A 23250-nucleotide genomic window follows, 5' to 3' on the forward strand; every position below is an offset into this window, starting at 1 on the left:
CTTATGATTCAACCTTCAAGTTATGAAGGGTTTTCTTAAAATCATGGATCATATATTCAAAATCCCGCTTCAATTCATCAAGTTCCCTCATTCGTTCATTGATTTCTTCTAATTTCTGTCCCGCTTTTTCTATCGTTCTCTCCAGTTGCTTGACCCCTGTTCTGTCCTGCTCGAAAAGGACCACAATGTCTTTTATTTCATCTAAAGAGAACCCATACTTCTTGCCACGCATGATGATTTTAAGCTGTGCGAATTCTTTCTTTCCATATACTCTGTTCCCTGTTTCGGTCCGCCTCGGCTTTAGCATGCCTAATTCCTCATAGTAACGCAGCGTCCTCGTCGTCAATTCAAACTCTTTGGCTAACTCAGAAATCGTGTACATCCTATAACCACACTTTACAAAGGGATTATTTACCTTTATCTTACCATTGACGTTAACGTAAACTTCAACAAATATTCATAAAATTTCATGAATCAAAAGAAAAGGGTCGTTTTACCTGTTATACTAAAGATATATTCTTGTAAATGAAGGGATGGATCAACATGATCTGCTCGAAAATACTAGTTGCCTATGACGAATCTGAATTAGCTCTCAAGTCTTTGGAAAAAGCGATTGAATTAGCCAAGCTGGATCCAGCCATTGAAATTCATGCGATACACGCTGTAACGCTACCGATTCATCCAAGTATATATGGAAACGCTTTTCAAGAAATCGAGGAATCCATGCTGAAGTATGGAGAAGAAGTCATCTCAAAAGCGGATGCGCTATTATCGGAAATTCCGAATAAAACCCAGACATTTGTCGTGGAAGGCTCCGCCATCAAAACGTTATTGGAACATGCGAAGTCCCAAAACTGCGACCTTATCATCATGGGTAGCCGCGGCTTAAGCGGGTTCAAGGAATTCCTGGGAAGCGTCAGTCATTATATCGTGCAGAACTCCCCGGTACCCGTCTTATTGGTTAAGTGATTACATAGTACGACTCGTTTTCAAAAAAGCTGGGCTCCTTGAGACCAGCTTTTCTGCTAGCTTGACAATAGGATGTAAACGGCAAAGAGATTCTTATTTTACAAACCCTTATTTCTATGGGTAAAATGAAAGTACTTTGAAGAGATAAGCAGGTGAAGCGATGGATATTAAGCATTTACAATACTTCATAGAAGTGACTAATTTTAACAGTTTCACTCGGGCAGCCGATCATTTATTCATTACTCAGCCGACCATCAGTAAAATGATCAAGAACCTCGAAACCGAACTTGGGGTTGAACTTTTCGATCGTTCCCGCAAGCAACTCGCTCTGACCGATGCCGGTCGGGTCGTATTAGAGCAGGCAAAACTGATTGATAAAGCTTTTCATAATTTGGAAACAGAGATGGATAATTTATTAGGCCTGAAAAAGGGACATATCCGAATCGGGTTGCCGCCGATCATCGATGCTTCTTTCTTCCCCCGAATTCTTAGCCGTTTTCATGAGGATTATCCCAATATCACCTTTCAATTGGTTGAAGATGGTTCAAAAAAAATTGAAGAGTCCGTTCAAAATGACCAACTGGATATAGGCGTAATCGTCCTGCCGACCAACACCGTTCTATTTCACCATTTTGCCTTTTTAGAAGAAGACATCAAGTTGATCGTTCATCCCTCTCACCCACTTGCTTCCGAGGATGAAATCGATTTGATAGATCTTCAAAATGAGTCCTTTATCTTATTCAATAAGGATTATGTTTTGCGTGACCTCATCATTTCATCTTGTAAGGAATCAGGTTTTTCTCCACACATCGTTACCGAAAGCTCTCGATGGGACTTTATAGAAGAAATGGTTTTCTGCAAGCTTGGCATCGCCCTTTTACCAGAAAGCCTCTGTCGGTTGGATAGTCGTGTTAAGACCATTAAGGTTAAAAATCCATCACTGAGCTGGAACTTGGCATTCATTTGGAGTAAGGATCAATACCTTTCATACGCCGCAAAGGAATGGCTGAAATATACAAAGGAAGCATTGGCTAAAAAAGAGTGATCATACACCTTCAATAAGAAAATAATGTAAGCACTATCATAGATATGAGTTATCTTCATGATAACATCTAACCATTTTACTTTATTTACTTGCCGAGTTAGACTTGGTAGTGAGTAAAAAGCACTGCAATACCGATATATCGATATTTTCTGAAAGGAGATATTTATGATCACTTTATCTAGTGTCGATGAGTTACAAGCAACCGAAGAAGCGTTGGAAAAAATTAAATATTCATACCCCGAATTATTTAAAAAACTGCTTCATGTCGTTGCCTTAACACGAGCTTTCCAATTTAAATATCAATTTATGGGCACATTAATCATGGATGAAAACCCTAACGAATACACCCCTGAATTCGTTATGCCCTCCGTTATCACTTTATATAAAGAGGAAGTTCAAAAGTTAAAGAATGATCCGAATATCGAGGTTCTTCGACAAACCCTCTCCCAAAATGAAAATATTGGATATGCGAAAATCAGTATGCTAGTGCTCGGTAAAAGCCCTGAATCACTTTTAGGCGCTTCATACATTAAATAATACCCCCTGATATGTTCCTAAAAAAACCTCCCGTTTTCGGAAGGTTTTTTTCTTTAGCTATACGTCAAAGGACTTTACTCAAAAATGCCTTCGTTCTTTCCTGCTGCGGATTGTCAAAAATCTCGCTAGGCACATTTTCCTCAACGATCAACCCTTCATCCATGAATATCACTCGATCCCCCACTTCTTTTGCAAATCCCATTTCATGTGTCACCACAACCATCGTCATGCCTTCTTTCGCCAATTGCTTCATGACTTCAAGCACTTCACCGACCATTTCCGGGTCTAGAGCGGATGTCGGTTCATCAAACAACATGATCTTTGGGCCCATAGCCAGAGACCTAGCAATGGCTACACGTTGCTTTTGCCCTCCTGACAAAGAGTCCGGATAGGCGTTCGCTTTATCCGACAGGCCCACCTTATTAAGCAATTCCATGCCCGTCTTTGCTGCCTGTTCCTTGGAAACTTTACGCACTTTTATCGGCGCAAGCATGATATTTTCAAGAACCGTTTTATGCGGGAATAAGTTAAAATGCTGAAAGACCATGCCGACTTCCGTACGGATTTTATTGATATCGACTTTCTTATCCGTCGTATCAAGCCCCTCAATGTAAATGTGGCCACCCGTTATCGTCTCTAGCTGATTGATGCATCTTAGGAAAGTGGATTTCCCAGATCCCGACGGACCAATGACCACGACGACTTCCTGAGGGGCAACGGTTGCACTGATATTCTTCAATACCTCATTGTCACCAAATGACTTATTTAAATTTTCCACCTTGATCATTCTGTTTTCAACCTACTTTCAAGTCTATTTAGTACGAAACTTAGAACGAGCGTCAGGCAAAGATAGATGAAGGCACAGGCCAAATATGGCTCCCATACTTTAAAATACTGACTGCCCATCGCTTTTCCCCAATACATCAATTCCGGGGCAGCAATGACACAAACCAAGGAAGAATCTTTCAATAATACGATGAATTCATTACCTAGAGGAGGAATCATGCGTTTGAATGCTTGTGGAAGGACAACGGAAATCATGGATTGAGTGTGCGTCAAACCTAAAGAACGTGCCCCTTCCATTTGTCCTTTATCAATGGATTGAATTCCGGCCCTGAATATTTCAGCAATATATGCCGCTGCATTTAAAGAAAGTGCAATGACTCCCGCTGCGACGGCATTCGTTTCGCCGGTAAAGAAAGGAACCACCCCAAAGTGGATCAAGAAAATCTGGACCAGTAATGGTGTCCCCCGGAAAACCGTGACATAGCAGTAAAATGGAAAGGCGAGCCATTTATTTCTTACAATCTTCCCTAATCCAATCAGCAATCCTAGAAACGTCCCGATTAGAATCGAAGAAACGGATAGACCAATCGTAAGCAACGTCCCCTTCAATAAGAAAGGCGCATATTCAAAAATAATATCCCAACGAAAACCCATTCTATGTACCTCCTAAAGTCCAAAAAAACTGCGTAACTTCACACGTAAAGTTACGCAATTTTTCTCATAACCTATATTATTGTTGTGCTTTTACCGTCTCGATATCTGGATCTGTGCCAAACTGTTTTTTATAGATTTCGGCGTACTTGCCATTATCGAGCATGGTATTGATCGCTTTATCGAAATCGGCCTTTAACTCACTGCCTTTAGGGAATAGGACTCCATAAAACTCCTCTTCAAAGCTGCTGCTGTCTTCCACGACCTTCAACTTTTGATCAGGATTATTTTTTACGTACTCTTCAACGACCGTATTATCCGCCACGACCGCTTCAGCCCCACCCTTGAGCAATTCCTGAATGGCTAAGTTATTATTCTCGAATTTCTTGATATCTTTATGGTTTTTCCCAAAAAGGGCTTCCACCGCTTCTTGACCCGTTGTACCTGTTTGGACAGCTATCTTCTTCCCTTTCAGATCTTCTCCCGATTCCACATCACTTTTTTCGGGAACCAAGATTTTATTAGTGGAAAGGAAATAAGGAACCGAAAAATCATACGATTGTTTTCTTTCATCATTCACTGTAATTGCCGATACAGCTAAATCTGCTCTTTTTGATTCAATCTCCACAAAAATCGGATCCCAGCCTACATGCTCAATCTCGACTTTATACCCAGCTTCCTTCGCTACGGCATTGATAAAGTCAACATCGAATCCGACGATTTTATCACCTTCGAGGTATTCAAAAGGCGCATATGCCGCATCCGTCACGACTCTAAGCGTCTTTTCCTTCGGCCCTTCATCACTTGTAGTGGAAACTTCCTTTTCCTTGCCACATCCGGTCATGATCAAAAGCAAAGAAGATATCACGACCAACATGTATACAGATACCCTTTTCAACATAATCCCCTCTTTTCTCCCGTAAACTCTCACTCAAAATAGTCTAATAATTTTGACTTGAATGATTATTCAGTATTTTTTGCTTAAAAATAGTATACGTTTTTTTGAGTTTTCATGCAATAAAAAGTAAAAAAATAACTTTAGTAGAATACAAGTTTATTACAGTAAATGACAAAACCGAGTATCATAATGGACTTTGAACATGTGAGCAATCGATTCATCTTCTTTTTCCATAAAAAATAGAAAATTATATTGAAAACGAATATAAAAAAATAAGCAACCACCCATTTAGAGGGTTGCTGCTTATTATGGTTCGTCCAGTGCACGGTTAGTTTCTTCATCAATATCTAACATATCCAATAGGAAGATAAAGATTGGTATCCCGATGATCAATCCCCAAATTCCAAGGAAGTGTTCGGAAAACAGTAAGATCATAAACGTGAAGAACGTAGGAAGATTTGTTTTGGCCGACATGAATTTCGGGTTCAAAATATAGCTTTCAAGCGCATGAATCACCACAATCATGATCAACACTGCAATGACCTTTGGCATGCCTCCGATACTATAGGCAATCATGCTTAGTGGAATCAAGGAAATAATGACCCCAGCCACCGGAATCAAACCAAGGAAGAAAATCATGATCCCCAAACCAATTAACTGTGGAAAGCCAAGTATCCATAAGAACGCAACGGATAGAATGGCATTCGTAATGGCAATTAGGAATTGAACCTCAATGACTTTTCCGAATGAGTTAACGAACTTCACACCGAAATGTCCAATATTAATGAAGAAGGAATTGAATTTCCCCCGCTTAAACTTGGAAGTGAAGCGGATGATTTTATCCTTTTCCAACAAGAAAAACAAGCTAAGCAGTATAGAAATGAAGATTTGAAACGCCAGTTTTCCAAAGTCAGATATATAAAGATAGAGCGTATTCATCTGCTTTTGAAGATCCAGAGGTGATTCAAGTTCATTCATTAAACTAATGGCATATTGAATGACCTTGCTATCAGGCGGATGTTGAAAGAAGAATACAATCTGCGTAATCAGCTCAGTAAATTGTGTCGTAATAACCGGCAAGTACTTATAAAGGACGATAGCTAAAGAAGCAATGAACACTATATAAATGAAACTTATGACCACTTTGGAATTGATGGGCATCACTTTTTTCAGATGAAGCATGATGAACTGTTCAAGCCTTCCCATCAGGAAAGTGAAAACAAATGTGAATAAAACGATATTGACCATACTTCCGATGCTTACAAGAAATAAAAACAGCACAAGTAAGGTAATGAATCTTGAAAATCCTTCGCTTTGTAAATACTCTTTTACCACTTACCTATCTCCTATCTACCATTTTGCCGTAATCTATCTTTGTATTTATTATTTTACACGGAATGGAGGAAATCTACTACAAATACCTTCCAAAAAATAATAATTTGAAATATCTTGCCCGGACTCCCTCAAAAGCCCCGGCTTTGTATTAACTATAACCGGTACAAAAAAGGGATGCACCTATTATGCATCCCAATCAAGAAGACTTAGTCTTCGTCCTTAATGTCTAGATCTTCCGGAATCGGTTCATTCGCCAATTCTTCGACTAACATTTTATATTTCTCCAGCTGTTCAAAGTGCGTCTTGAACTGGTCCTTATAGATCAATACTACACCCTCGCCGTCATCCACCACTCTAATTTTTCCTTGTAAGATTAAACTTTCGACATATGGTATGGACACCGATAAGTAATCAGCCGTTTCCTCTACTGTTAAATACACGTTTTCGTCACTCCTACTACTATCTTTATAGCTATTATACCAGTAGTTCACTTTTTCTGCTTTTCTCCTATTGCCCAATATCCTCCGTCCATTTGAAAAGGGCCTTTCCCAGATTGAGAAAGGCCCTTCTATTATTTCACTGTCACTTTGACCGTTTTGGCATTTCCGGCCTTATCGGTTGCCACAACCGATAACTTTGTCTTTTTCTTTTGTTTTTTCATCGTCACTTTATATTTGCCATTTTTATCGGCTGTCGCCTTTCCGAGAACCTTGGATCCCACTTTAACCTGCACGGTTGCTTTGGCCTCTGTTTTACCGGAAACCGATTTACTTGAACTCGTCACTGCGCTGACTGTAAGCATTTTGGGTGCCGTCACGTCTTTTACCGTCGTTTTGACCGGGGTGGTCTGGTACTCTTTTCCACCCACGGTTCCTGTAGACCAAACAGAGACTTTGGTTCCGGCTTTTTGTTTACCAATCGTGACAGAATACTTGCCGTTCGCTTTTATCTTTGTTCCCTTTTTATTGACAACTTTATTATTGACCTTCACATATACTGTGGTATTCGGTTCAGCTTCCCCGCTTATCTTTGTATCCTTATCCCCGACCTTTTTGATGGTCGGCCCAGACATGGTTGCACCTACTGCGTATTCTTCCTGGCTTTTTAAACTCCCTGTGTCTTTCACTTTAATATAATATGTTCCCGGAGATACGGAATAGAGTTGAGTATCCGCTTGATCTACACGGTTGGAACTTTCCAGGCTCACCGCTTTATTCTTGGCATTATATAAGGAAAAATCTAGCGAACTATTAAACTCCGTAGCAGCGACCACATATAAGAAACCATAATGCTTTACTTTGATTTTATAGTAATCTACATCGTTCGCTTTATTGAAAATCCCCAAACCAAATTGTTTCAGGCTTATTGAGTTAGACTTTTTAATCGTATTATTCGGTTCTTTTTCAATGAGATACTCACTTGCCATCTTCTTGTATGACTGATTATGTACACGCTCGAAAGGACTTTTCAGGCCTGTTCCCTTTTCAACTGAAACTGTAGCGGCTCCTACCGCCCCTAAATTAAGCGAAAATAGACTGAATACCAATGCCAGAATAAAAACAAATGATTTTTTCATAGTTCTCTCCCTTTTTAATAAAGTAAAAGATTTTCTTCTTTTCCCCTTGTCTCTACCCACATACAAAAAGGAAATAAACCCTCTTTTACCAAAATATACTAATAATTACTCTGTGCGTAAAGGGACTAAAGCCTGATATGTCCACCTTATTTCCTGGTTCGTGAATATCAAGGAAAATAAAATGCGTTTATACCTTATAAATCAAACCCATAAAATGTAAAATAGTGTTAATGTAGGAGTTCTATAGACTAGGAGGATTGAAAAAATGACCTTATTTTATGTCATGCTTGCAGCCATTTTCGCGATCATTGTGGTTATCCTGGTAAAGCGAAGAAGTGAGCCGGTTCGAATGGAACGGTATCAGCAAGAATTCCGGAGAAGGTATGAGGAGACGTTGAACATAGGCGGGAATGCTATCGTATCGGAAGCCTTAATAGAAAAGCTAAATCAAGCCATGGAAATCGAGTATATGGAAAAGGTCAATACCGATTTCCGTATGAGACACCCACGTTATACACAGGGGAATGTCAACGAGTTATGGCGGGAATTAAAACGGTACTTCATCATGACGGCCGTGTTCGGTAAAATGGAAATGTTTCATGCCACAGTCGATGAACTCTGGCATATCATGCTGGATGATAAACAGAAATATGATAGGTTCTGTCGGGACTTCCTTGGCCAGATGATCCTACATCATCCCCACACAGAGCCTGTCTTTAAACCAGTGGAACGGACACTGTTCGACTTTTACTATGTCCAGCTGTTCACTATTGATTCGCCCTCGATTCTAACTTGGGGAAAGTTCTTCAAACATGATAAAGCAACCTCCTTGCTCCACGATTTCGAAACACTGGAAGTTGACCAGTTAAAGGAAAAATACATGCGAAAACCGACGAGTGTGGAAGCGGAAGAAACTTTTGATAGGTTCTCGGGCCTCATAAAAAGTGACCGCACAGAACGGAGTGTGGATTGGCAAAAACGGTACAATCAAATGGATTATGCTGCACCCGCTTACTTCATTTATGCAAGTGCGGATGCATGTGATTCGGACTTCAAGCATCTGTTTGGTGACGATCCCGCTCACGGTTCCCATTCTGGAAATGTAGGTACCGACAGTCATGGCAGCGTTCATGATAGTGGATCCGATTCCTCTAGTTGTTCTTCCTGTAGCTCGTGCTCTTCATAAAAACAGCACCACCGTTTGTTAGATGGTATCTAGGTGCTGAACAGGCTTTGTCCAATCAATAAAGTACCCGTTACCATTTAAAAATGCCTCCTTTTACTCAAGGAGGCATTAATGGATATCAGTTTTGCTTATTCATGTTCCAGTTTCTTCACCTGCACTTTTACATCAAGCGTTTGGTTCCCACCTCTGTAAACTCCCTGCAACGGGCTGACATCTGAATAGTCCCGCCCAGCGCTAAGACAAATGTGATTTTCAAGTGCCTCTACATTATTCGTAGCATCGAGCCCAATCCAGCCGATACCAGGAGCCATGAATTCAACCCACGCATGGGAGGCAGCATCACCAATCAGCTCCGAGTTTTCACCGACGTAGAGATAGCCGCTTACATATCTGGCCGGAATCTTCCTGGCTCTAAGAACGCCCAGCATAATATGAGAATAATCCTGACATACACCTTTTTTTAAGTCAAACGCTTCATTAGCCGTTGTGCTTACATTAGTCGATTCTCCGTCATAGTTCATGACCTCATGAAGATACCTCATTAACTGAAGGGAGAATTCAACTGGATTTTCAATATCACCTACCGCTTGGATAACTTGGTCGATTTGATACTGATATAAGAAGGTATAGCTTGTTTCGTTTAAAAAACTCTTATAATGATCATGAAATAATTCCGAATGAAAGATATATCTCATTTCTGGAGAATACTCGATTTGTCGAATAAATGGCGACCTTTGAATACTGACAATGGAGGTCGTCTTCACTTCCAACTTCGTATGTTTTTGAGGGATAAAGAAACTCTCCACGTGATTCCCCCATAAATCCACATGTTCCTTTGGCATCGATACAGGTGTGATTTCATTTTTATAAGATAATAAACGCTGACATTCATCCGTCCTAGGCTTCAAACGAATGGTATTCATACTTTGGTCTACTGCTGTATCATAGTAAAAAGTATTTACATGTTCAACTTCATATTTCATGGCCATTTCTCTCCCTGATACTATGGTTTTACTGTCCTGTAAGAGGAAGGGTTTTTTCTGGGAATGCTCCCTTTCATTTTACAGGATCAGCTTCTAAGTAATACGTTTCGGAGAATAACTTTCCAAATTCCAGGCACTGGCTATAAGCCGAATCAATAAAAACCCCAATCTCTTCCGTATTCAGTTTTTTGATGTCCACATCTTTGAATTCACTGATCATATTGTCAATGGCCGCATACATCTTCCAAGAATAATGGGCCACCTTTTCGCCTTCAAGTCCTTTAATCACTTCTCTGACATGTTCCATGCAATAACAGAGGGAACGAGGAAAGCTATGATCGGATATCATGAATTGCAGGACAAATTTGGGTTCCATCAAAGGTCTGAATTTCTTAGTAAAGTCCTCATATCCATTAATGAGCTGTAGACTTGTACGCCAGTCCAATTCTTGCCCTTCCAAGTCACAATATGGAACTGATTGTCGATACATCATCTGCATGACAAGAGCTGTTTTTTCAGCCCGTTCCAGCCATTTTCCTATCTTAATAAAATGATAGGGTAAATCTCGTGACATGGTAGAATCTATTATTCCAGTCGCAATCATTGAAGTGGTTTTAATACGCCTGATATAGGAATGAATCTCTTGGATGGAGTAATCCTCCCTTGCTTCGGCATTTTCTTGCTCTAAGTAAAACTCATTCCATACCTCCCAAAGCATGTTAGGGATTCTATCTCTTGTCATCTTGGCATTTTCTCGAATATTCTTGGTCATCCTCGATAGCGAATTGAAGTTATCTTCTGAAAAGGCCAAATAATGGACGACATTTTTCATCGTAATTTCTTCATAAAGAGAATCGAATTCCTCTTTATCCCCACAAATCCCGATGATCGCTTCCAAGTCATGTTTGACCAGGATTTCATGCTCGGATGCCTCTAGCATTTTTATTAACTGAACCTCAAGGATATCTGCATTACTTTCCATCCGTTCACAATTCCTTGCCATCCAAAATAAAGAATCGGCTACACGACTAAGCATGCTGCATCTCCTCCTTTAACACCCAGGTATCTTTTCCGCCCCCGCCCTGTGAGGAGTTCACAACGAGTGATCCTTCCTTTAAAGCCACTCGCGAAAGTCCGCCCGGCAGTACATGTACTTGTTCCCCTTTCATGACGAATACGCGTAAATCTACATGGCACGGGTAGAATCGGCCTTTTTGGTACGCCGGGGCCCGTGATAATTTAATGGTAGGCTGTGCTATGTACTGATAAGGATTTTCAATGATTTTCTGACGGAATACTTCCCTCTCTTCCTCGGTAGCATGGGGTCCGATTAGCATATCGTAGCCACCAGAAGCCCCTACATTCTTCACGACGAGTTCATCCAACCTTTCAAGAACCCACTCCCTCTGGATTGGATCGCTTAACAGGTAGGTATCCACGTTTTTAATGATCGGTTCTTCCTTCAAATAATATCGAATCATATCCGGTACATAGGAATATATCGCTTTATCATCGGCCACACCGTTTCCAATCGCATTCAAGATGGAGACATTCCCCTCTTTATAAGCAGCAATCAATCCCGGCACCCCGAGTAACGAATCTTCACGAAACGCCTCCGGATCAAGAAAATCATCATCTATACGGCGATAGATGATATCCACCCTTTTTAATCCCCGAATGGTTTTCATGTAAACCATGTTGTCTTTCACGATCAAATCTCTTCCTTCTACAAGCTGGATATTCATTTGTTGTGCTAGAAATACATGATCATAATAAGCCGAATTATACATTCCGGCTGTTAAGAGGACTGCTCTAGGTTCAGTGTTTTTCGAGATGTTATTTGGCACATGCGACAATAAGGAGTGCTGTAAATGAGCAATTTGATTTTCAAGTGTGTTGAGAGAATGTTCAGAAAAAAATTCGGGGTAAACCTGACGCATAACATAACGATTTTGATACACATACGAAAGTCCTGAAGGATTTCGTAGATTATCCTCAAGAACTCGATATTCACCATGTTCATCTTTGATTAGATCGATTCCTGCCAAGAAGATATGATTTTGTAACGGGATATCCACCCCGCCTACCTGTTTATAGTAGTAATACGGGCTATTTTCTACCAGATATTTCGGAACAACATGATCTTTTAAAATTTGTTGATCATGATAGATATCATCCAAAAAGTGATTAAGTGCTTCGACTCGTTGAATCATGCCTTTTTCAATCACTCCCCATTCTTCAGCAGGGATGATAATTGGTATGAAGTCAAACGGCATGGTGCGCTCCGTTCCGCTTTCTTCCCCATACACCGTAAAAGTAATTCCCTGTCTTAAAAAACTGAATTGAGCTGTTTCATGCTTTTCCCTATACTCTTCTTCTGAAAACTGTTGAAGAATTGAATGGAAGTATCGATAGTGGTCTTTTGGCTCTCCATTTTCCTGAAGCATTTCATCGAAAAAGGAGCCCGTTTCATAAGTTTTGAACAATGCTACACGCCTCCAAAAAATGTTATGTAAAGAGTAATGACTATTTAATTACGACAAATTTCATGGGATATCCTTCTTTTCTAACAATATTTTTACTAATAATTTAGATTTTTCTAATAATTGTCGATTGGTACCGTTTACATTTCTTCCTTTATAAATTTACAAGAAAAAAACTAATAGGTTGCCCTATTAGTTCCATCGGTTGAACCAATTTTTGATTCGTTGTTTATTCTTTTCGAGAACTTCCTGCGATGTTTGGTTATCTTTTTGTTTTTTCCATTCAAAGAAAGAAGCAATGGCGATGAGGAGCCCTCCGCCGATGACTAAGTACAACCACCATGGCATCTGTCCCCACATCGAATTTGTATTCATATAGATATTGAACAAGATCGTTACGGTTCCCGCCAAGAAATATGATTTGTATTTCATCGTAAATCCAAGGAGGATCGCCGCTAAAGATATCGTCCCGATAACCAGTGCATCATATAGGGTATTGCTTGCCATGGCATCTCCTATCATGATAATAAAGAGGACGAAGACGACGCCCATCTCGATATACTGCGTTAATTTGCCTCTATTAAAAATTTTCCGTAATAAGATGGTACTTATGATAAAGAGTGGCAGGATCTGTGCCTCTACCTCCAGGACATCCGGGAATGGAATCTTATCGATGATGACCCAATATGGATATAGACTGAGCACTATGGAAGCTGCCAAATAAATTTCCCTTTCCTTTACTCTCACCGTCATCGCCCTCATCAAGATGAAATAAACCGGCAATAAAAGAGAAACAAAAATGTCTAGAATGATGGATTTAGATTCTCGATTATGAATATCCATCATCATCGCTACAAGGAAAAGAAATCCGTACACCCGGTAAAAATCGATTTGCAAGATGATCGCGCCTTTTTTCACGATTCCACTAAAGGATCTTCTACTTACTAACACCATTGCCGCCGTACATCCGAAAAGGACCCCAGTGCCAATGAATATGTCCAATGTTCCTGCATAGGTCATGATGGTCCAATACGGGTACAATCCAAGAATCCCTGCCAGCAATGCGTATGTCTCCCTCTCCTTTGCAGGGATCGTAAAGTGCCTCATCAAGATGAAGTACCCAATCAAGAAACAAGAAACAAGGACCTTGAGTGGCCAATACGTCGGTTCATTCATAAATGCTTCGACATTCATGGTCAGTAAAAAAAGCAAGCCATATATCCGGTATACATCCACCTTGATTCCTGATTCATCCTTCCTTACCAAGCCTGTAAAGAAATGTCTGCTCAACAGGATCATCACGAGCATACAAGCAAAAAGAACGCATTCACCCGTAATCAACGAAACCGTATGAATGTAATCCACGATGATAATGAACGGATACAGACTGAGGATCATCGCAAGAGCGGAATACACCTCCCTTTCTTTCCGTCCATTTGTAAAGCTTCGTATCAGGATGAAATAGCCTGGGATCAATAGCGCTACAAGGACTTGTAAAAGTGGATTAGATGGTTCATGCACGAGCACTTCCCCATTCATGGCAAGTAAGAATAATAGTCCATAAATGCGGAATGCATCGATTGCCGTCCCCGTTTCGTCCGTCTTAAACAGCCCTTTGAAGTATTGCCTGCTCAACAACAGCAACACGACCATACAGAGGAAATCAATAACCAGAGCTGTCACGATTGGCAGCGAGTGGACGTAATCCCATATGTTGAAAAACGGATACAATCCGATGACGGCCGCTACACCTGAATAGATACCTCTTTCCTGTCTGCCTATCGTAAAGGTTCTCATCACGATAAAGTAAATCGGCAGCAACAAGGATACCGTTATTTTCAAGATTTCAAATTCCGTAGAATCCCAGAATACTTCCCCATTCATATCAAGTATAAAGAACAAGCCGACTATTCTATAAAAATCAATGATTTGCTTGTCACCTGCTTGGTTGACCAAGCCCGTGAAATATCGTTTACTCATGAACACCATCCCAACAGCACAGGCAAACAGGACGGCCATTCCAAGAAGTATCGATAAAGTGCCCGCATACATCACATAGAAAATGAAAGCCATGCCGAGTGGAAGCACCACATAATTTTGCCAGTTCCTTCTCATGAGTAAATACCAAGCAAAGAGAAGCTGTATAGTCACCAAACCTACCCAAATGATTTCTCGATCAAGAGGGAATTCATACAGAGCCGTTTCAACAATCGACATGGCAGCCGTTATATGAATGAAAGGAATCAAATAAAACTCGATGATGCCTTTCCACTCTTTTTTGGAGACCGCCCATAAACCCGTAATGATTCCCGCCGTAATCATCAAGCAAATCGAAAAGACGAACCGTGTTGGCTCCATGTCGGTAAAAAACAGCTGGATTTGTAGAAACAGGACGGTAAATCCAAGATATGTGAAGAGGAACCTTTCCCATTTCACCTGGGTTCGCAGTGCACTCACATATAGGAGAAGTTGTGTGATAAATAGAAAGGGTGAAACATCAGACATCGTGATCAGGATGAATCCAAGCGGTATGGCAACAAGGTTGGCCAAATGGCTCGAATAAAGGAAATACTTTCTTCCAGTCTGTGAATGCCTCCCTATCCATTCCCCGACAAGGAAAAAGATGAATGGCCCAAACAGCACAAAACCAATCTGGTATGAAGTCTCACTGAAATCAAAGACCTCATATAGAGAACCATACAATCCCGCACTTGTAACGATGACCGGAAGCCAATAAAGAGATGTACGGTGCAAATAAACGGACCACCCGTTTATAGCCGTCGAAATAGCCAGTAAAACGGTGACCTCCAAAGGACTCAATGCACCATATCCGACCAGCAAGAAAGCCATGAAGGACAGGAACTGGCCACTAAAGAAAAAGGGAGGGAAGAAGATCCCCAATGATTTTTTCAAGGCATACGCTGCTCCGATGGAAATCAGGGCTACCATCATTAGATGCATGCTGAATGCCATATTCGACTGAAACCAATCGCTTCTTTCCATCAAATACGGGTAAAACGCGATAAGCCCCAGTAAGAAGGAAATCGGAAATCCATATACACTGACTTCCTTGATTTGTCGAGCATCCCCTTTAAGATAGGTAAGAAAGAACGTGCCAGATACTACGATAAGACCGATGCCTACTTCTACCCAGGCCATCTCGCTAAATTTGATTGTCAATATTCCCACCATGATCAAGGAAGAAATAAGCAAGACACTCTGTTTAAACAAGCCGTACCTTGCATGGCGATTGTATACATACAGACCGACATACAAAAGGATCTGAAGAAGGAACATCAGATTCAAAACAGTGGGGAAAGCAAGTGAAAACGCAAAACAAAGATAAAAGCATCCAAAGTTAAAGACAGCAACCGCCGGATAGGTGAAGTTCCTATTTTTCGTGTGCAGGGCAACATAAACCAATTGGGCAGTCACGATCATCAGAGCGATAAAAATCTGGGCATATTTTTCCTGGTAGGCCATCGCATTGATATATAGGAAAACGATTCCGACCTCGACCAGGCTGGTCACCATGAAGCTTTTGGATAGCCCAGGCTCATTCCTTCTTGCCATATAAGTTGAAAGTGCCATGAAAATCAGCGGGATACTCGCATAAGCGATGACCATGTAATCGCTTAGAACAGAGTTAAAGACCAAATGGATATATCCATAAGTGAAGATGAAATTGAATGCCAGCTCATGATACTTCTTGTGGAATTTCACGGCCAATATCAAAAACAAGATAGAGATGACCATCAATGTAATCGAATAGACCAAGTTACTCGAAAATAACGTGAAGGCGACAAAGCTTTCCACGATGATCTTAAACTGGATGAATCGAAACAGATATGGCCTGAATAGGGCCAACACCTTTCGATTCTTCAGATATTCGACGTTCCATACCAGCAATAAATTAAATACACTGACCATCAATAACAACCACTCGATTGTCGGCGTCAAATAGGCAAAACCGAAATAACATGTGATGGCAAAAGTGAAAATGGAAATGAAAATGAATATTTTCGATTTAAAGTATGCTGCAATTCTGTAATAAATCCCTAAGCAAAGGAGACCGCCAAGAAACCCAAGCAGGCCTCCTCCCCCGCCTTCCAGGGATAAATACTCTCCGAAGATCTGATAATAGGAAGCTGATAAAATCGTAATCGGGATAAATAAACTGGCCAATGTCAGAAAAGCAAAAGCCGTTTGTTCAATTTTCAGCTTGGAAGCGATAAAGGCCATGCCAGTGAATACAACAGACACCATACCAATGAACAAGACCTTCCACACCGCGTTCAAGTTCCCCCATGAACTGGTAGCCAAAATCAATCCGCCAAATAAGAGAAGAATGACTCCGGTAAGGAGAACGACGGAAATATTCCTCTCCCGTATCTGCTCCGGTGTCTTTTTCGGTTTTTCTGGGCGCACAACCTTTTTCTTCTGAGTCACCTGTGGCTGGGGAACAGTTTTTTCCACGGGAGCGCTTATGATGACCGGTTCCTCTAGAGGCCTTGAATCCTTTTTCTCTTCGGTGGATTCCTCGACTCGTGGAAGATTTGGCAGATTAGGAGTCTCTTGTACCGTTTGCTCTTCCCTAGCCACATCATCAACAGGGTGAACGGATGTTTTCTCGTCTTCACGCTCCTGACTTTTCCTTGCAGGCTCTCTTTCAAGTTCAGCTTTCTTTTTTGCATCATTCAGGCGCTTTTCCTGATAGATGGCCAGTTGAACATGCCTGTCATATGCCCGGCTGATCCGGATATATTCGGTTTTAGGAATGAGCCGCTTTTCCCATAAAGCTTGGAGCTCTTCTTGGAAAATCTGCTGCCTTCTTTCTAAACCCATTTCCTCATTTGAAGAATCAACCATCCAGAAACCCCTTCCTTCGCCATAGCTTCTTCCCATTTTATGTATCTACTACTTTTGATAATAACAAAAATTACCTATTTATAGAATATTAAACCATTTAATAACGAAGAAGCCATCGATTTGACAGCCAAGGTTAGTCCCCTTACCCTATGTGTCCAGTTTCCTAGAAATAGAGAAACAAAGATAGCCCAATGCCACTAGTACGATAAAAATAGGAATGGCAAAAGGCGTCAAAAAGCAAAATACAAAGAAAATGCTGCTAATCGCGAATAGAATCCAGCTTATGATTAGGAAAAGACTCGAAAAAAGTCCGCCATTGCATTGATCACGCTGTTCACCCCCACCTTAAGTTCATTGAATCATATAATGCTACAATCCTTCTGGAGAGAATATCCAAGTACAAAAAGGGCGACCCACTAACGGTCACCCCCCAATTCCTATAACATTCTTAACTTATCCTCACTTCTTACGATCCATAAATAGACCATGATTGAAATCACAATCGAAAAAGCTGCCGTGACATAAATGCTTCGGTACCCGAATAGATACCCGATCTGTCCGAACACGATGGCTCCTATTCCAACGCCCAGGTCGAAAAAGGAAAAGTACGTGGCATTCGCCATCGCTTTACGATTGGGGGCCGTTTTCTCGATTGACCATGCCTGCAAGGCCGGCTGCACAGAACCGAACCCCATTCCATAAAGCACGGCTGCGATGTACAGAACCGATTCACCCGGCATCCATGCCAATAGGAACATCCCCGACATAATAAGCAATGCGGAGGGCACGAAAATGGCCCGGTGGCCTCTCCGATCATATAAACGTCCGGAAAATAACCTCGTAACCATGAGTGCCAAGGCATACAGCAAAAAGTACCACTGAATGCCACTGACCCCTTTTTCCGCCGTATAAAGTGGCAGGAACGTCGCAATTCCTCCAAATGTGACGGATATGAAAAAGATTAACAGCGAAGGCTGCAACGCACTTTTTTCATAAATATCAAACCGTTTAGCGCTCAATGCGGCAATCGGATCTCTTTCCACTTTCTGATAGGTGATCAATGATGCCATGATCATGGCCAGTATTCCCAACAGCGAGCAGATCAGGAATAACTGTTGAAATGGAAGGACTGTCACAAGGAAAAGGCCAAGTGTCGGTCCAAGTGCAAGTGCTAGATTACCAGATAATCCGTAATACCCCATCCCTTCACCGCGACGTTTAGCCGGAATGATGTCAGAAGCAATCGTTCCGGACGCCGTTGAAGACAACCCCCAGCCGACTCCCTGAACAATACGCATCAAAAATAACAAGCCGATGCTTCCCATGAAACCGAAGGAACCCACAGAGAAGGCGAATATGGCCAACCCAATCAGAAAGATGATCCTTCTTCCCTTCGTTTCCAACATCTTGCCCGCAAATGGCCTTATAAGCAATGCAGAAAACGTGAATACCCCAAGGACTGCCCCAACCAGGCGGTCATCCCCTCCAAGTTGCTCAACAAACAGCGGGATCGTTGGCATCGTCATTTGGAAACCCATGAAGATACATAGATTCGCCAAACAGATCATGACAAAGTCACGCGTCCATATTCTTTCCGAACCTTTAACCCGTTCCTCGGCTAATGGTTCCCCCATATGATTTCACCTTCTATCCGAAATAGTCATTTCCAGTTTACTAAAAAAGGAAAAAATTAGCGATGAATTGAATTTTGAAGTGCCAAACGAATCAAATTATAACGCCCGTTCAAAACGGGACCCCTTGTATCCTTATTTCTCCCTGCCCCTTACTTTTCATGAAAAATTTTTTTAACAGCATGCTACTTTTTCCTTTTTAGAGTTTATATAGACAGTGAACTCAAAATAAACCTCAATGGGCTAAAAAGGAGCCGAAAACTAATGATCTATGAAGAAACGTATCGCTATTTATTACGAAATGTAAACTCCACTGAATTCGACACATGCTTATACTCCGTATTGCATATGGATTGGGATGGCGTAATTCAAAGCCCGATTCACCAAATGGCCAAAGGAATAGGAACGACTGAAAAATACCTAAAGAAAATCATCAAGAGGCTATCATCGCCGCAGCCCGGTTGCGGACGTAGAATCTTCCTTCCGGTCGATCAGGGAATGGTGACGAAATACCAATTCAATTTAGGTCCAACCGGCAGCTTCACCAACAGAAAAGATCGATATTGTAAAAAATACCGTTTCTTCTATACTGATGCCTTTCGCAGTCTCCCCCTAGCGGCCAAGAGACTTGTACTTATGGCTGCCTTCACGATGTCCGTGAAAAAATCCGAAGTTGTCTCACTGAATTACGAGGAAGTCATTCAGTCGGGAAGTTCCCTGGCTAAAAGAAAGCATATTTACGAAGCGATGAGGATCATTAACGAAACATTGAACGGCACCATGGCCTTTACCATGGCTTCCTCCACTTTCAACCGTAAGGAATTCATCGTGGTTTCCTTCAAAACGGGCACACTTAACGAGTACCTCGAAAATCGGACAGAAAGAATGATGTTGAGAAAAACCATATATGAAGCGGGGTTTCTGGAACATATTGAGGATAAAGTCTGTATCGAACTGGAGCGTGTCGGAAAATATATTTTCCATTCGTTTCTTCATGCTGCAGAAGGACCTGTCAAAGACGAGCTATTGAAACTAGCGCGCTTCATCTATCAGTCTTCCCTTAAAAAGTTTGGCTGTGCCTTGAACGGCAACAAACCATTATTGGCTGAGCCGAAAGAGGCTTCCGCTTATTTCAGTACGATCGTATATAATGAAGCACTAGAACAATTGGGGGTATATGCTCACCAGGCTGCCTGCATAAAAGAGCTTGTAGACCGCGAACACTTTCATCGCGAGATTTCCGAGAAATCTTTGGACCGGCATGTAGATTATAGTGAAGTGGATGAGCATATTGAGCCCATTCGTGCGAAGTATAACCTGGCAATGGACATGTACCAGACGCTGAATAAATGGTGCGAAGACTGGGTGATTTCCCGGGTAAAATCCGCAATGACTGAAACAGGATCATCTAAGAAACGAATCTTAAACAACCAAAGTCCATCCGACTATCTCGACTATCTGAAAAAACATACATACGAACAACTGGAACGACACATGTCAGTGTACCGACACATCAATCACGGTGAATATGTTCTGGATATTTTACAACAGAAGAAAGAAACCCTCCAATCCTATTTCGCCATTCAGAAAGAGCGCCTGAAAAAATAAAGGGAATCATATAACTCAGTGAACACTGGCTTTTGGGCGAGTGTTTTTTGTCATGCATCCTTATCCTTCCTTTCACTCAGAAAACCCTATGTTCCTTCCCACATCGTCAGAGTCGATAGGATTTCCTCTGATTTTCTCTGCCCTTCCTATGAATAACCTGTATTCAGTTGTGGATAACCACCTCCTTCCTTCACATATCCGATACTTGTCTGTGAATAAAAAAGGAACGTCCCTACTTTTTCCTGATAGGCATCGATGAAACCAGTCATACCAACGGTTTTCTCATAAAAGTTATCCAAGGGTCTAAAGAAAGGGTCTCAATCACTTATCTAAAAAAAGTTCTGAATATCGTTATGAATAAGGGAATGAACTAGAGTCCCCCCTTCACCATAAGAAATATAGGTAGCAAGTAACGATGATCTAGATGAATTAGATAGTTCAGCACATATGCAAGCTAGGAGGTGTGAACGATTTCTATTTTTATTCATAAAATCGGACAAATCCTTTCATATTTTGGGTAAGTGATAAAGTAGATTCACCAATTCCAGAAAGGAGCTGACAGGTAGAGAAGCAAACAAGGCAGACGATACTTGAAAATTACTTACCATGGTTTCACATTTTGCAAACCTACTACACCCTTTTTTTCTCTGCACCTGACGCAGTAGAAGACAAGTAAAGGCATCTAACTGATTGAGCTGTAATGCGTACTGAGCTTCCATGAACTTGTATATCCATCCCCAAGGATACAAGCCATTTTAACTAACGAATAACGACCAGATCAGTTGGGTGCTTTTGTCATGAACGGACAAACGTCCCCCGCCTGGCAGGATTCCTGCCAGGCGGGGGACGTTTGGGTTACTACATTATTTGGTCACTTCAATTTTGCCGTTGTTCGATTCTAGATCAACCAGATTTTCTCCCTTTCCAATGACCGTATTCCCCTCATATTTATCGAGGATATTGATGGTACCATTATCGACAGATACCTTGAAGGTTGTATTCGTCGGTTCTTTATCCGTTTTAATGATAATCTTTCCATTGTCGCTCTCTAATTGAATGTTCCGATCTAAATCCTTTGTAACGAGCGATATCTTACCATTATTTGAGGAGCCCTTGAGATTGCCCTCTACATCATTAAGGTCCAACCTGCCATTTGCACTTTTTGCATCAATGTTTTCAGCTACAATCTTATTTAATTCAATCCGTCCATTATCCGTTTTCACTTTCAAATCCTTTATTTCCAATTCTGATATTTTCATCTTTCCATTATCATTATCGAAGACAAAGGAATCATACGACTTTTGCGGGACATATACGTATAAATGAGAGGATTGAAAGTTAAATCCAATGCTGAAGAGGTTAGGTTCCTTCAATCTAATGGTCAGCTTCTTTCCTTCCACGTCGGCAGCTAAATCCAACTTAGACACATCCACGCCTTTTGTGACAAGCTCCACTTTAATCTCTGTATCCGAAGTCGGAAGAACTTCTACCGTTGCATTATCCGAACGGACCTCGATATCCTTTACCATTTCGGCACTCACCTTTTTCTCTGTCGTAATCTCATCATGATTGGTTTGTGAATACGTAAAGAGACTGCCGATACCGCCAACGATCAATAGAAACAACGCAAGGATTGATAATTTTTTACCCATGCTTCACACCACCCTTTACAAGAGACACGTTAAATTTTAAGTAACGAATAAATCCTTTAGTAAGAGCTTTTGTTGCAATGAACATCCCCATGGCGATGAATATTCCGATTCCACAAATACCAAGTGAAGCAAACAAATCAAACAATCTAAATTCACCCATGAACAGATTAATAAGGATGCTAAGTGGAGCGAGGATGAACCCTAAAGATGCTACCCATCCCGAAAACACGACGCCCACCAGTGCAATGAAAGGCCCGAGGACAATCACAATATTGAAGAATCCCAATCCAATCACGGCCCATACTGCCCGTAAGATGTTTCCCGTGGAAGTCGTTTGTTGAACCATATCAAGATGGTAGGATGCCAGAAGCTCCTTGGCTATTTGTTTTGGGTTTCCTAGGGACGCTGAGATTTCCTGCTCCGACTTTCCCTTTTCCATTCCAATTGTGAAGTACTCTTCGTAATCTTGCAGGATATCCTGCCTTTCTTCTATAGAAAGCCTCTTTAGGGAAGCTTCCAACTGCTTTAAAAATTGTTCTTTATTCATTTGCGACACCTTCCTCGATTAATTGATTGACTCCATTAGAAAATTCATTCCACTCTGTCAGCAATTCGTGAAGGTATTCCCGCCCTTTATCAGTCAACTTGTAATACTTACGTGGTGGACCCTCTGATGATTCTTGCAAATATGTCGTAAAGTACTCTTCCTTCGTCAATCTTCGTAACAGTGGATAAACCGACCCTTCCGATATTTCAATCTGGTCTGAAATCTTCTGAACTAGCTCGTAGCCATATCGATCTTGCTTATCAAGCAACACCAGTACGCATAGCTCCAAGACGCCCTTCTTAAACTGTACATTCAATGCACCATCACTCCTTTCTGATATGTCTCGGTACTATTTAATGAATAGTACCTGACAGCGAATAATACATCTTATTCAATAATTTACCACATGCTACTGTTTAATGCAAGGTACTGTGGAAATTATTTTGTTAATTTTTTCAAGTTGTTTTTTCTTCTTACTTCATCTTCCCCGATTC

20 protein-coding genes are annotated in these 23250 nt (G+C 41.2%); 5 read left to right on the forward strand and 15 right to left on the reverse strand.

Annotation, left to right across the window (positions count from 1 at the left end):
• Position 1: 1 nt before the first annotated feature.
• On the reverse strand, positions 2 to 382 hold the full coding sequence (locus ACIQXH_RS17060; protein ID WP_402959310.1) for a MerR family transcriptional regulator: 381 nt from the start codon (positions 380 to 382) through the stop codon (positions 2 to 4).
• Positions 383 to 543: 161 nt separating this feature from the next.
• On the opposite strand from ACIQXH_RS17060, the gene ACIQXH_RS17065 reads away from it, so the two are divergent.
• From ACIQXH_RS17065 to ACIQXH_RS17075, 3 genes are all read left to right on the forward strand, one after another.
• Positions 544 to 969, forward strand: a complete 426-nt coding sequence (locus ACIQXH_RS17065; protein ID WP_402871457.1) for a universal stress protein — start codon at positions 544 to 546, stop codon at positions 967 to 969.
• A 160-nt stretch (positions 970 to 1129) separates the two neighbouring features.
• A complete protein-coding gene (cidR, locus tag ACIQXH_RS17070) occupies positions 1130 to 2014 on the forward strand; it encodes a cidABC operon transcriptional activator CidR (RefSeq protein WP_403124903.1) in 885 nt (294 codons plus the stop codon).
• Positions 2015 to 2179: 165 nt separating this feature from the next.
• Positions 2180 to 2551, forward strand: coding sequence for a hypothetical protein (locus ACIQXH_RS17075; protein WP_402959312.1), 372 nt, complete (start codon positions 2180 to 2182; stop codon positions 2549 to 2551).
• A gap of 64 nt (positions 2552 to 2615) precedes the next feature.
• Here ACIQXH_RS17075 and ACIQXH_RS17080 read toward each other — a convergent pair whose 3' ends face one another.
• The 6 genes from ACIQXH_RS17080 to ACIQXH_RS17105 form a co-directional block, all read right to left on the reverse strand.
• Complete coding sequence (locus tag ACIQXH_RS17080; protein WP_402871463.1) at positions 2616 to 3338, reverse strand: amino acid ABC transporter ATP-binding protein; 723 nt, start codon at positions 3336 to 3338, stop codon at positions 2616 to 2618.
• Positions 3335 to 3991 carry an amino acid ABC transporter permease gene (locus ACIQXH_RS17085; protein WP_402871465.1) on the reverse strand — a complete coding sequence of 219 codons (657 nt, stop codon included), beginning with the start codon at positions 3989 to 3991 and terminating at the stop codon, positions 3335 to 3337. The genes ACIQXH_RS17080 and ACIQXH_RS17085 overlap by 4 nt, the downstream gene beginning before the upstream one ends.
• 76 nt (positions 3992 to 4067) lie before the next feature.
• A complete protein-coding gene (locus tag ACIQXH_RS17090) occupies positions 4068 to 4886 on the reverse strand; it encodes a basic amino acid ABC transporter substrate-binding protein (protein ID WP_403124905.1) in 819 nt (272 codons plus the stop codon).
• A gap of 306 nt (positions 4887 to 5192) precedes the next feature.
• Entirely contained in the window at positions 5193 to 6221 is a 1029-nt protein-coding gene (locus ACIQXH_RS17095) for an AI-2E family transporter (protein ID WP_402871469.1), read from the reverse strand.
• A gap of 206 nt (positions 6222 to 6427) precedes the next feature.
• Positions 6428 to 6661 carry an excisionase family DNA-binding protein gene (locus ACIQXH_RS17100; RefSeq protein ID WP_402871471.1) on the reverse strand — a complete coding sequence of 78 codons (234 nt, stop codon included), beginning with the start codon at positions 6659 to 6661 and terminating at the stop codon, positions 6428 to 6430.
• 131 nt (positions 6662 to 6792) lie between these two features.
• Positions 6793 to 7797 carry an Ig-like domain-containing protein gene (locus ACIQXH_RS17105; RefSeq protein ID WP_402959316.1) on the reverse strand — a complete coding sequence of 335 codons (1005 nt, stop codon included), beginning with the start codon at positions 7795 to 7797 and terminating at the stop codon, positions 6793 to 6795.
• Between the two features lie 265 nt (positions 7798 to 8062).
• Between ACIQXH_RS17105 and ACIQXH_RS17110 the strand changes: the two genes are divergently transcribed.
• Entirely contained in the window at positions 8063 to 8983 is a 921-nt protein-coding gene (locus ACIQXH_RS17110) for a glycine-rich domain-containing protein (protein WP_402988878.1), read from the forward strand.
• 128 nt (positions 8984 to 9111) lie between these two features.
• On the opposite strand, the gene ACIQXH_RS17115 is transcribed toward ACIQXH_RS17110, so the two are convergent.
• From ACIQXH_RS17115 to ACIQXH_RS17135, 5 genes are all read right to left on the reverse strand, one after another.
• The gene (locus ACIQXH_RS17115; protein WP_402871480.1) at positions 9112 to 9966 is read right to left on the reverse strand and encodes a transglutaminase family protein; all 855 of its coding nucleotides are present in this window, start codon (positions 9964 to 9966) and stop codon (positions 9112 to 9114) included.
• 73 nt (positions 9967 to 10039) lie between these two features.
• Entirely contained in the window at positions 10040 to 11002 is a 963-nt protein-coding gene (locus ACIQXH_RS17120) for an alpha-E domain-containing protein (RefSeq protein WP_403124908.1), read from the reverse strand.
• Positions 10995 to 12452 (reverse strand): circularly permuted type 2 ATP-grasp protein, encoded by a 1458-nt coding sequence (locus tag ACIQXH_RS17125; protein WP_402871486.1) that lies wholly within the window; start codon positions 12450 to 12452, stop codon positions 10995 to 10997. Before ACIQXH_RS17125 ends, ACIQXH_RS17120 begins: the two co-directional genes overlap by 8 nt.
• A gap of 189 nt (positions 12453 to 12641) precedes the next feature.
• Complete coding sequence (locus ACIQXH_RS17130; RefSeq protein WP_403124911.1) at positions 12642 to 17318, reverse strand: caldesmon family protein; 4677 nt, start codon at positions 17316 to 17318, stop codon at positions 12642 to 12644.
• Between the two features lie 437 nt (positions 17319 to 17755).
• Entirely contained in the window at positions 17756 to 18952 is a 1197-nt protein-coding gene (locus ACIQXH_RS17135; RefSeq protein ID WP_403079873.1) for an MFS transporter, read from the reverse strand.
• A 261-nt stretch (positions 18953 to 19213) separates the two neighbouring features.
• Between ACIQXH_RS17135 and ACIQXH_RS17140 the strand changes: the two genes are divergently transcribed.
• On the forward strand, positions 19214 to 20557 hold the full coding sequence (locus tag ACIQXH_RS17140; protein WP_403079874.1) for a hypothetical protein: 1344 nt from the start codon (positions 19214 to 19216) through the stop codon (positions 20555 to 20557).
• An 863-nt stretch (positions 20558 to 21420) separates the two neighbouring features.
• Here ACIQXH_RS17140 and ACIQXH_RS17145 read toward each other — a convergent pair.
• Genes ACIQXH_RS17145 through ACIQXH_RS17155 form a run of 3 tightly spaced genes read right to left on the reverse strand, consistent with a single transcriptional unit; the run spans position 21421 to position 23072 of the window.
• Positions 21421 to 22209, reverse strand: a complete 789-nt coding sequence (locus ACIQXH_RS17145; RefSeq protein ID WP_402959326.1) for a DUF4097 family beta strand repeat-containing protein — start codon at positions 22207 to 22209, stop codon at positions 21421 to 21423.
• Positions 22202 to 22756: a DUF1700 domain-containing protein gene (locus ACIQXH_RS17150; protein ID WP_403079875.1), complete on the reverse strand. Its 555-nt coding sequence runs from the start codon at positions 22754 to 22756 to the stop codon at positions 22202 to 22204. Before ACIQXH_RS17150 ends, ACIQXH_RS17145 begins: the two co-directional genes overlap by 8 nt.
• Positions 22749 to 23072 carry a PadR family transcriptional regulator gene (locus ACIQXH_RS17155; protein ID WP_402988908.1) on the reverse strand — a complete coding sequence of 108 codons (324 nt, stop codon included), beginning with the start codon at positions 23070 to 23072 and terminating at the stop codon, positions 22749 to 22751. The genes ACIQXH_RS17150 and ACIQXH_RS17155 overlap by 8 nt, the downstream gene beginning before the upstream one ends.
• Positions 23073 to 23250 lie beyond the last annotated feature (178 nt).

The organism is Peribacillus sp. NPDC097225 (genome assembly GCF_044761955.1).
Lineage (GTDB): Bacteria > Bacillota > Bacilli > Bacillales > DSM-1321 > Peribacillus.

Bases quoted from the DNA above. Each gene is read 5' to 3' on its own strand.
- ACIQXH_RS17060 (WP_402959310.1), bottom strand. From the start codon at position 382: ATGTACACGATTTCTGAGTTAGCCAAAGAGTTTGAATTGACGACGAGG.
- ACIQXH_RS17065 (WP_402871457.1), top strand. From the start codon at position 544: ATGATCTGCTCGAAAATACTAGTTGCCTATGACGAATCTGAATTAGCT.
- cidR (WP_403124903.1), top strand. From the start codon at position 1,130: ATGGATATTAAGCATTTACAATACTTCATAGAAGTGACTAATTTTAAC.
- ACIQXH_RS17075 (WP_402959312.1), top strand. From the start codon at position 2,180: ATGATCACTTTATCTAGTGTCGATGAGTTACAAGCAACCGAAGAAGCG.
- ACIQXH_RS17080 (WP_402871463.1), bottom strand. From the start codon at position 3,338: ATGATCAAGGTGGAAAATTTAAATAAGTCATTTGGTGACAATGAGGTA.
- ACIQXH_RS17085 (WP_402871465.1), bottom strand. From the start codon at position 3,991: ATGGGTTTTCGTTGGGATATTATTTTTGAATATGCGCCTTTCTTATTG.
- ACIQXH_RS17105 (WP_402959316.1), bottom strand. From the start codon at position 7,797: ATGAAAAAATCATTTGTTTTTATTCTGGCATTGGTATTCAGTCTATTT.
- ACIQXH_RS17110 (WP_402988878.1), top strand. From the start codon at position 8,063: ATGACCTTATTTTATGTCATGCTTGCAGCCATTTTCGCGATCATTGTG.
- ACIQXH_RS17115 (WP_402871480.1), bottom strand. From the start codon at position 9,966: ATGAAATATGAAGTTGAACATGTAAATACTTTTTACTATGATACAGCA.
- ACIQXH_RS17120 (WP_403124908.1), bottom strand. From the start codon at position 11,002: ATGCTTAGTCGTGTAGCCGATTCTTTATTTTGGATGGCAAGGAATTGT.
- ACIQXH_RS17130 (WP_403124911.1), bottom strand. From the start codon at position 17,318: ATGGTTGATTCTTCAAATGAGGAAATGGGTTTAGAAAGAAGGCAGCAG.
- ACIQXH_RS17135 (WP_403079873.1), bottom strand. From the start codon at position 18,952: ATGGGGGAACCATTAGCCGAGGAACGGGTTAAAGGTTCGGAAAGAATA.
- ACIQXH_RS17140 (WP_403079874.1), top strand. From the start codon at position 19,214: ATGATCTATGAAGAAACGTATCGCTATTTATTACGAAATGTAAACTCC.
- ACIQXH_RS17145 (WP_402959326.1), bottom strand. From the start codon at position 22,209: ATGGGTAAAAAATTATCAATCCTTGCGTTGTTTCTATTGATCGTTGGC.
- ACIQXH_RS17150 (WP_403079875.1), bottom strand. From the start codon at position 22,756: ATGAATAAAGAACAATTTTTAAAGCAGTTGGAAGCTTCCCTAAAGAGG.